Source organism: Cupriavidus sp. PET2-C1 (assembly GCF_054515855.1).
Genome location: NZ_CM137259.1, coordinates 1,873,850 through 1,881,866 on the forward strand (window position 1 = coordinate 1,873,850; position 8,017 = coordinate 1,881,866).

General features: G+C 60.3%; 10 protein-coding genes. 8 read left to right on the forward strand and 2 right to left on the reverse strand.

All coding sequences use genetic code 11. From position 1 onward, the window contains the following. Positions 1 to 21 precede the first annotated feature (21 nt). Both mug and ACX12D_RS08580 read right to left on the reverse strand, forming a co-directional pair. Entirely contained in the window at positions 22 to 648 is a 627-nt protein-coding gene (mug, locus tag ACX12D_RS08575; RefSeq protein WP_459373656.1) for a G/U mismatch-specific DNA glycosylase, read from the reverse strand. A gap of 13 nt (positions 649 to 661) precedes the next feature. Beyond that, a complete protein-coding gene (locus ACX12D_RS08580) occupies positions 662 to 1,651 on the reverse strand; it encodes an SLAC1 anion channel family protein (RefSeq protein WP_459373657.1) in 990 nt (329 codons plus the stop codon). A 174-nt stretch (positions 1,652 to 1,825) separates the two neighbouring features. Here ACX12D_RS08580 and ACX12D_RS08585 point away from each other — a divergent pair, with 174 nt between their 5' ends. From ACX12D_RS08585 to ACX12D_RS08620, 8 genes are all read left to right on the forward strand, one after another. Next, complete coding sequence (locus tag ACX12D_RS08585) at positions 1,826 to 2,734, forward strand: LysR substrate-binding domain-containing protein (protein WP_459373973.1); 909 nt, start codon at positions 1,826 to 1,828, stop codon at positions 2,732 to 2,734. A gap of 151 nt (positions 2,735 to 2,885) precedes the next feature. Continuing rightward, positions 2,886 to 3,410: an AAA family ATPase gene (locus tag ACX12D_RS08590; RefSeq protein ID WP_459373658.1), complete on the forward strand. Its 525-nt coding sequence runs from the start codon at positions 2,886 to 2,888 to the stop codon at positions 3,408 to 3,410. Between the two features lie 132 nt (positions 3,411 to 3,542). Further along, the gene (locus ACX12D_RS08595; RefSeq protein ID WP_459373659.1) at positions 3,543 to 4,085 is read left to right on the forward strand and encodes a DUF6882 domain-containing protein; all 543 of its coding nucleotides are present in this window, start codon (positions 3,543 to 3,545) and stop codon (positions 4,083 to 4,085) included. Positions 4,086 to 4,091: 6 nt separating this feature from the next. Continuing rightward, on the forward strand, positions 4,092 to 4,613 hold the full coding sequence (locus ACX12D_RS08600) for a hypothetical protein (protein ID WP_459373660.1): 522 nt from the start codon (positions 4,092 to 4,094) through the stop codon (positions 4,611 to 4,613). 17 nt (positions 4,614 to 4,630) lie between these two features. Continuing rightward, positions 4,631 to 5,263: a glutathione transferase gene (gene yfcF / locus ACX12D_RS08605; RefSeq protein ID WP_459373661.1), complete on the forward strand. Its 633-nt coding sequence runs from the start codon at positions 4,631 to 4,633 to the stop codon at positions 5,261 to 5,263. Between the two features lie 143 nt (positions 5,264 to 5,406). Beyond that, positions 5,407 to 6,291: a secretin and TonB N-terminal domain-containing protein gene (locus ACX12D_RS08610; RefSeq protein ID WP_459373662.1), complete on the forward strand. Its 885-nt coding sequence runs from the start codon at positions 5,407 to 5,409 to the stop codon at positions 6,289 to 6,291. A 2-nt stretch (positions 6,292 to 6,293) separates the two neighbouring features. Further along, complete coding sequence (locus ACX12D_RS08615; protein WP_459373663.1) at positions 6,294 to 6,803, forward strand: RNA polymerase sigma factor; 510 nt, start codon at positions 6,294 to 6,296, stop codon at positions 6,801 to 6,803. 118 nt (positions 6,804 to 6,921) lie between these two features. Next, on the forward strand, positions 6,922 to 7,914 hold the full coding sequence (locus ACX12D_RS08620; protein ID WP_459373664.1) for a FecR family protein: 993 nt from the start codon (positions 6,922 to 6,924) through the stop codon (positions 7,912 to 7,914). The last annotated feature ends 103 nt before the right edge of the window (positions 7,915 to 8,017 follow it).

Consider the following 8,017-nt stretch of genomic DNA (forward strand, 5'->3'; position numbering starts at 1 on the left):
CTGGCCACCGCCTCATCCCGGCTAGTCACTTCCAGCTTCCGGAGGATGTTCGAGAGCCGGCTGGGTTACCGCCAGCGCCAGGAAACCTGGCGAGGCATACGCAAGGTACAGCGCTCTATACGCCCCAACGAGGTCATCGAGGCTGAACGAGCGGTTCAATCCGCTCGGATTCGGAAGGATCCACGCTGTCGACCCGCCGAACATAGCGTTCTGGCGTCCCCATAAGACGTGCCGCTGACCTGAAATGGCCGCGTACGCGGTCTTCCCCAGGAAGGCGATACAGGTGGGGCGATGAAGTTCAATTTTCTTCAGTAACGCCGAAGCCGATGCGTGGAATTCATGCGGTGAAAGCTGATCGGCCCGTGCGGTAGGCCGGCCAACGGCCGTAGTCAATCCGCACCGATGGGTGAGCAGGTCCCGGTCGTTTTCGGGGCGCATCAGCGCCGGCGTGAAACCGGCCAGATGTAAGACTCGCCAGAAGCGGTTGCCATTGCCTTCGAAGTGGTGGCCAGTTGCCGCCGCTCTCATGCCGGGGTTGATTCCACAAAAGACGACTGCCAAACCTTCCGATATCACGTCCGGTAGCGGCGGCGATGGTGCGCCGCCTGCCGGGTCGGAGAATACGCGCAGCTTCTGAACTTCGGTCATGTCGTTCGCCGTTTCAACCGCCGAGCAGCTTACCGTTAAGGAGAATGTGCAGCGTTTTGACAAAGAGCACCGCAATCGCGATGGTCAGCATGGCGAGCAGGATGATGGCAATCGCCTTCACGGGCCAAGCCTGGACGAACGTCGCGTATTTCAGCGAGGCAATCGCCAGCGCTGCCATCGGAAAGCTGATCGCCCACCAACCGGAAGCGAACGGAATTCCCCTGCGAAACACCTTGGGTGCCAGTGTGATGAATATGAAAAGACCGAAGTAGAACAGCAACCCGGAGAAGGTGTCGACCTGCTGCGTAAAGTTGGTGTAGGCAAGAAAGCCCACTTCGAACGGCGCCATCAGGATCAGCAGCGAAGGGACCATGCCGGCGGGCAGCGGCTCGTGGTGAATCATTCGCGACATGATCATCGTAAAGAACAAGAGGGCAATCATCGTTCCCACGGCCAGCGCGAACAGGTTGACTTCATGCGCCCACGGCATTGGCATGGTCCCGCCGGCAACGGCGATATCCAACGTGGCCACACCCGGGATAAACCAGGCGGGAACGGCGTGCGCAGCGTCAATCTTTCCCCGCAGCAGCCGGCCCGCAATCGCGAAACAGAGCGCAAGCGTGAAAATGGTACCCACCGTCCACATGACTTCGGCGAGCGTCTGGCTCCGTTGCGCAACGACCGAGGAAAGCAGCAGGATGGCGATCGTGATCGTGCCGAAGAAATTGCCGGCGACGGGATGTCGGTACTCGGCGACGACCGCCTCAGGATGTTTGACCGCCTTGACGAGATAGCCTGCGCCCAGCACGACGAAGACCACCAGGGCAAGGATACCGGCGGCTTCGGAGATCAGCGGGCTTGCCCCAAATTCGTGGCTGGCCTGGCGCCACGCAATGGACAGTCCGGCAAGGCCCATTACCGACGCAAACAGGTTGACGGGCAGATTTCTGATGGAAGCGGTTGTTCGCAAGGACTGCGGATGGGGGCTCGAAAGCGTTGACACAGCACATTCTCCAGATTTTTGGGGACCTGAGACGTGGCGGCCCAGGGCAGCCCATCGAGAAGCCTCAAATCGCTCGCCGCCGCGTTTGTCGGGGAGGTGCCGGCGATAGTATTCTCTTCCACGCATAAAGAGAATCTGCCATTATTGGAAATCATCCTCCCAAAAACTGAGAACATGGCTGATCGCTTCGAATCCATGTCGATCCTGGTGGCTGTGGTCGAAGCAGGCAGTTTTTCTGCCGCGGCGCGCCAGCTCAAGATTCCGCTCGCAACGGTGAGCCGCAAGGTCGCAGACCTGGAGTCGCACCTGAAAACCCGACTCCTGCACCGCTCCACCCGACAGCTTGCCCTCACCGAAGCCGGGCAAGCGTATGTCGCCGCATGCCGGCGCATTCTCGAGGAAGTGGGAGAAGCGGAGCGCGCGGCGTCGGGGGAATATGCGGCGCCCAAAGGCGAGATCGTCATCACCGCACCCCTGGTCTTCGGGCGCCTGCATGTTTTGCCCGTGGTCGCGGACTTCCTCAAGACCTATCCGGACATCGATGTGCGGATGGTGCTGACCGACCGCGTGGTGCCACTTCTTGAAGAGCACGTCGATGTCGCATTGCGGGTTGCCGAACTGCCCGACAGCAGCTTCGTCGCGGCGCGGATCGGCACAGTGCGCCGGGTGGTGTGCGCAAGCCCAGCCTACTTCGCTGAACACGGCATGCCGACGAGCCCCCTCGAGCTCACCGCGCATGCATGCATTACGTTCGAACGGATGACATCCAGGCAGGTTTGGACCTTCATGTCGGGCAAGTCGGAGATCGCGGTGCCCGTCCGTTCGCGGCTTGCCGTCAGCACGGCCGAAGCCGCGGTCGATGCGGCGGTGGCCGGCGTCGGGATCACGCGCGTGGTGTCCTATCAGATGGCGAGCGCGTTGCGCGCCGGCGCGCTCAAGATCGTGCTAGCACCATTCGAGCCGGCGCCGTGGCCCATCAGCCTTGTTCACACCGGACAGGGCATCCTGCCGCTGAAGTTGCGCGCTTTCCTTGATTTCGCCGCGCCGCGCTTGAAGGCTCGGGTGGTGGAGGTGGAAGTCTGACGTTTGCATGTCGAGGGTGCGAACGTCGCTAGTGGGTGGTGGATTCAACCGATGGATCGGACGGATGAAACCGCAGCCAACACCGGCCACTAGAGGTCGCGGCAGAAATCCACGACAATCAGCCGAGATTCGAATACAGGGAGCGTCGAACATGTTGATTGCCTTCGGAGGACTACCGGGCACCGGAAAGACAACGGTAGCGCAAACACTTGCGCGCAAGCTCGCCGCCGTATATCTGCGTATTGATACGTTGGAATGGGCATTTATTGCAGGCGGGAGCGACGGGGCCGATATCGGACCTGCTGGCTATCTGGCCGGATATGCCGTTGCAAAAGACAATTTGCGCCTTGGGATGACCGTCGTCGCGGACTCGGTCAATTCGTTGCATGTGACGCGTAGCTCCTGGAGAAACGTGGCGCTCGAAGCAGGTGTGCGCATCTTCGAGATTGAGCTGATTTGTTCTGATACAGCGGTGCACCGTCTGAGGGTCGAAGGGCGACATGCAGATATCCCAGGCCACAAGCTGCCGACATGGCAGAGCGTGCTTGAACGTCAATACGACGCATGGGAATCAGATCATCTGGTAGTCGACACAGCTAACGTTTCAGTTGAACAGGCCGTTGAAACTATCACTCATCGTCTTTCGATGTTGCTTCCAAAGAGTCGATTGCTCTAGCGTTCGGGAAAATTCGTTTCTTTGGGTGGCATTGCAAAGTCTGCCATCTTGCCGTCCCAAGTCAGAATCGGTTACCCGTAGAATCGATAGTATGTGTTCGCAAAAAATTCGTTTGAAAAATGGAGGATATGGATGGCTAGTTTTCTGAAGAAGCTGTTTGGCGGTGGTGATAAAGGCCCTGGGAGGGACAGTAACGGTGACCACGGCGACGCCGCGACGCTTCCCGAACCGGACCTCACCATTGCGCGCGCGAGTAACGAAATGCGGATGCGCACGCAAGCCGCGATCGACATGTGGGGCCTCGACACCGCCTCGTGGAATGCCGATCTCGACGCTGGGACGATCATCTTCACCAATGCCGAAAAAGGGCTGGTGGTGACCTCGCCGGTGCAGGTGGTTGGCACCTACGATACCGAAGACGGCACCTGGCTATGGGGCTGGGACCACCCCTCGGTACCCGAGGCGCTCGGCGAGCACGCCCGACGCGTGCGGGACTTCGGTCAGCAATACGGGCTGGAGAGGCTAACCACCCGCAAGATCGCCGCGTCGATGGACGATGCCTGGGAATTCACCGCGCTCGCCTGCCACCTCGGCGGTGGGCAGGGCGGCTATAGCGGCCCGGATGGCTCGGCGCGGGTGTTCATGACTTATGGCACCGTGACGATCAGCAAGTGAGGCTAAGTGTTCACGAAAATTGCTCAGGAACCTGGCGCCATCACTGGCAGAGAACTTGTCACGCTTGCAGCAATGACCGCAATCAAGTCCGTACACGTTACGCAAACGCGATCACATCAACTCCAGCTATTCGCAGATGACTTCCAGTTCTATCTGCAAGATGAGACCGCGGCGGGCGATCTATCAGTAGCTTGGGACGCAACAGCCGTGCAACGCATGTTTGCCGTCGCCAACGGCGTGATTGGGCTTGGCACTGTTCGAAACATGGACGTACCAGTGACGCTGGGTCGGGAAGAACTGCTGCGTGCGCACGTTGGATCACCTCATCGTCGCTGGCGGCGTGTTGAACAGGTTGGAAAGTCTGAAGGCTCGGTTCTGCGCGCTCTCGCCGGTTCGGGGTCAACTACAGAAGTTTCGGGGCCGAGTCGGGGCGATCGAGCGTTGGCCGGCGACGAGCTTGCGGGTTCGGCCAAGTACAGCCGGTCGACATCGATGCCTGGATCGTTGACAATCGTTTCCCTCGCGTAAGCAAACAGGAGCCCGCTTTGCCTTCAACGAATCTGCGTCTCTACGTCGACGCTCAATTCGCAAGTCCATATGCGATGTCGGCCTTCGTGGCCCTTCACGAAAAGGGATTGTCGTTTGAGCTTGTAACCATCGACCTGGCCAACAATGCGAACCTCGAACCTGGGTATGCAGAGCGCTCACTCACGCAGCGTGTACCTGCGCTGATACACGGCAGTTTCGCTTTGTCCGAGTCGTCAGCAATAACTGAATATCTCGACGAGGTTTTTCCGGGCATCTCTTTATACCCAAAAGATGCGATCAGTCGCGCTCGGGCACGCCAGGTCCAAGCGTGGCTGCGAAGCGATCTCATGCCCATCCGGCAGGAGCGCCCCACTGAGGTGGTATTTTACGGCGCTCCCGCGGCGCCCCTATCTGCTGCAGCACGTACGGCCGCAGGAAAACTGTTTTCTGCTTGCGAGGTGTTGCTTACCGACCATTCACCGAACCTCTTTGGCGAGTGGTGCATCGCGGACGTCGACCTTGCTCTAATGCTGAACCGGCTCGTCCTCAACGGTGATACGGTGCCGGGAAGGTTGGCTGACTACGCTGCGCATCAGTGGCAAAGGCCGTCTGTTCAGCGTTGGGTCGCCCTGAATCGCCCCCCGCTGTGAAACCCTCGAACTTTCCGCAGGGGCTTCCTTGTTTCTGTTCATGCTGGCGTTTCCCGACGCCTCACATCAATCGCCAGGACGATCGGCCATAACCGGACAGATGGAGGTCACACGGGAAAAGAGGCGTTTGTCATGAAGTATTCATGAAATTCGACGACATTGCTGGCGAAGCATCCACCCCGCTTTTCCCAAAAACTCCGGCGACTCATGCGTTTGAAATGACAGGCAACTCGGCATCGGTCAGCGTGCTTGCGCTGACAGGATTCTTGAGTGGCTTGGGGCTCCTGATTGCGACTGGGGTGGCGTGCGCGCAGTCGACGGGTACGCCGGGCGGGCCATCACGGTCGGACATGCCTCTGCATGGACCGGGCACCGCTGCCACATTGCCGTTGACGGATGCGCCGGCCATCAGCCTCACGGCCGGGAGAAATGAAAGGTTTTTCGACTTCGATATCCCCGCGCTACCCTTGGATTCCGCACTTGACCGCTATGCGGCGCAGTCCAGACGGCCGGTGCTTTTTCGAAGCGAACTCGTGACCGGGCGCATGTCGTCAGCTGTGCAGGGGCGTTTCTTGCCTGAAGCCGCGCTGAACCAGCTGCTCAAGGGGACCGGCCTCGTCGCAGAACGAGACAATGCAGGGGGAGGCGGCAGTGCCTTTGTCTTGATGGAAGCCGATGAGCACGCCGCACCGGCACCCTATGCCGGGATCGACAATCTGGTCAGTGACCGACGGTATCCTGGCCAGGTGCAATCCCGCATTTGGCAGGCACTCTGTAGCGCCCCACGGACCGCCCCCGGGAATTACCGCGCGCTCATGCGCTTTCAATTGAGCGCCGATGGCCGCATCCAAGGGGTGCGCTTGCTTGGTTCGACGGGGGAGCCCCAACGTGACGTGGCGCTGATGGATACCTTGAGAACGATTCAGGTCCCTCCGCCACCGCTGGATATGGTGCAACAACCGCTAACCATGTTGATTGTCCCCGGGGATCACAATGGCAGGCTTCGCTGCGACAGGGAGGCGTCCTAGCTATGTCCGACGACGCGCAGCCGGCCTTGCTGGAACATTTGGCCAATCGCTACGCCAACCTCAAGCGAAGCCTCGTGCGGGTGCTGGGCAGCGATGACCTGGCTGGCGATGCTTTGCACGATACCTATCTGAGGTTGCAGCGCCAGGAGAACCGCGGGCCGATCCTGAGCCCGAGTGCCTATCTGCTGCGCATGGCGGTCAATATCGCCGTCGATATTCAGCGCAGGCAGAGCCGCAATTTGTCGACAGACGACGTTGAGGCGCTCATGGACCTGTCCGATCCCGCACCCGGTCCGGCGCAGGTGGTCGAAGACCGTGCCGAGCTCGAGGCCTTGAGCAGAATCATGGCGCGCCTGCCGGCACGCCGGCGGCAAATCTTGCTGCTGGTCCGCTGGGAAGGATTGTCGCAGAAGGAAGTGGCCGAGCGACTGGGGGTTTCGATACGCACGGTCGAGAACGAATTGAAGCGCGCGCACGATTTCTGTGCCCAAATGTCGAGCAGACAAAAATAGTTGAGGGATTTGAGCATTGTCATTCGTCTTTACTCGTGAAACGCAATCCGCGCCGAAGTTGCGTGCGGCCCGACGACGCCATCCAGAGCGTGTCTTCATGGTGGCTTGATTCGATATCGTGAAGAAACCCATCGACCAACATGCCGTCTCCAACGACGTGCTCCAGGAGGAAGCGCGGGCTTGGGTGCGCTTGCTCACCTCGCGCGAAGTCAATGCATGGGATGCGCAAGGATTTCAACGCTGGCTGCAGAGCAGCCCGGCCAACAGGGAAGCGTTCAACGAAGCCAAGCGGCTCTGGACTGCGATGAAGCCGGCGGCGGGGGAATTGCTGCGTGCCAATCCGGGGATCGCCGCCGCACACAGCCATGCATCACGCCCCGTGCAGTTGGGGCGTCGTGCATTCATGGGCGCAGCGGTGAGTGCTGCGGCCGTAGCGGCCGTAGCCGTGGTGTACCCACCTCTTGGGGTCTGGCCAGCGATCACGGAGTGGGGGGCGGACTACCGTACCGCCGCCGGCGAGCGGCAGGAAATCGGGCGAGCCGGCAGTGTTCTGGTTACGCTCAACACGCGGACCAGCGTTCGACGACAGATGGACGATGGCGAAATGGTCGGCCTGGAACTCATCAATGGGCAGGCCGCCGTCGACCTGTCCCGGGACGGCCGGCGCTTCGTCGTGACGGCGGGAGTCGGCCGAAGCGTAGCCGAATCGGGGCGCCTCGACGTGAAGTTTCTCAACGGCAAGGTCTGTGTAACCTGTCTTGAAGGTGCCGCGCGCGTGGAGCATCCCTCGGGGATTCGCGCACTCCTGGCTCGGCAGCAAGCCATCTACGACGATCGTATCGTCAGCTCCGTCGCCGGCGCTGATCCGCAGGAAGTGTCGGCTTGGCGTACCGGAGAAATGGTGTTCCGCAATACGCCGCTTGCCGAGGTGGTCGAAGAAATCAATCGTTATCGACCCGGCCGTGTCGTGCTGGTGAACACCGCCGTTCGCGCCCATCTGGTGAGTGGTCGATTCCTGATTACATCTCTCGATGCGGTGTTATGGCAAATCGAGCATACCTACAAGCTGGAAGCCACGTCCTTGCCAGGGGGATTGCTGGTCCTGAGTTGAGCTGTCCGGCACGAGGGCTGGCCTTTGCACTGCGCAACATGCATCGGGTGTGGAATGCCCACCGCCGCACGAGGTTCGCCGCTGTAGCCCGGCGAGAAAGTGC

Bases quoted from the DNA above. Each gene is read 5' to 3' on its own strand.
- mug (WP_459373656.1), bottom strand. From the start codon at position 648: ATGACCGAAGTTCAGAAGCTGCGCGTATTCTCCGACCCGGCAGGCGGC.
- ACX12D_RS08610 (WP_459373662.1), top strand. From the start codon at position 5,407: ATGAAATTCGACGACATTGCTGGCGAAGCATCCACCCCGCTTTTCCCA.
- ACX12D_RS08615 (WP_459373663.1), top strand. From the start codon at position 6,294: ATGTCCGACGACGCGCAGCCGGCCTTGCTGGAACATTTGGCCAATCGC.
- ACX12D_RS08595 (WP_459373659.1), top strand. From the start codon at position 3,543: ATGGCTAGTTTTCTGAAGAAGCTGTTTGGCGGTGGTGATAAAGGCCCT.
- ACX12D_RS08585 (WP_459373973.1), top strand. From the start codon at position 1,826: ATGGCTGATCGCTTCGAATCCATGTCGATCCTGGTGGCTGTGGTCGAA.
- ACX12D_RS08590 (WP_459373658.1), top strand. From the start codon at position 2,886: ATGTTGATTGCCTTCGGAGGACTACCGGGCACCGGAAAGACAACGGTA.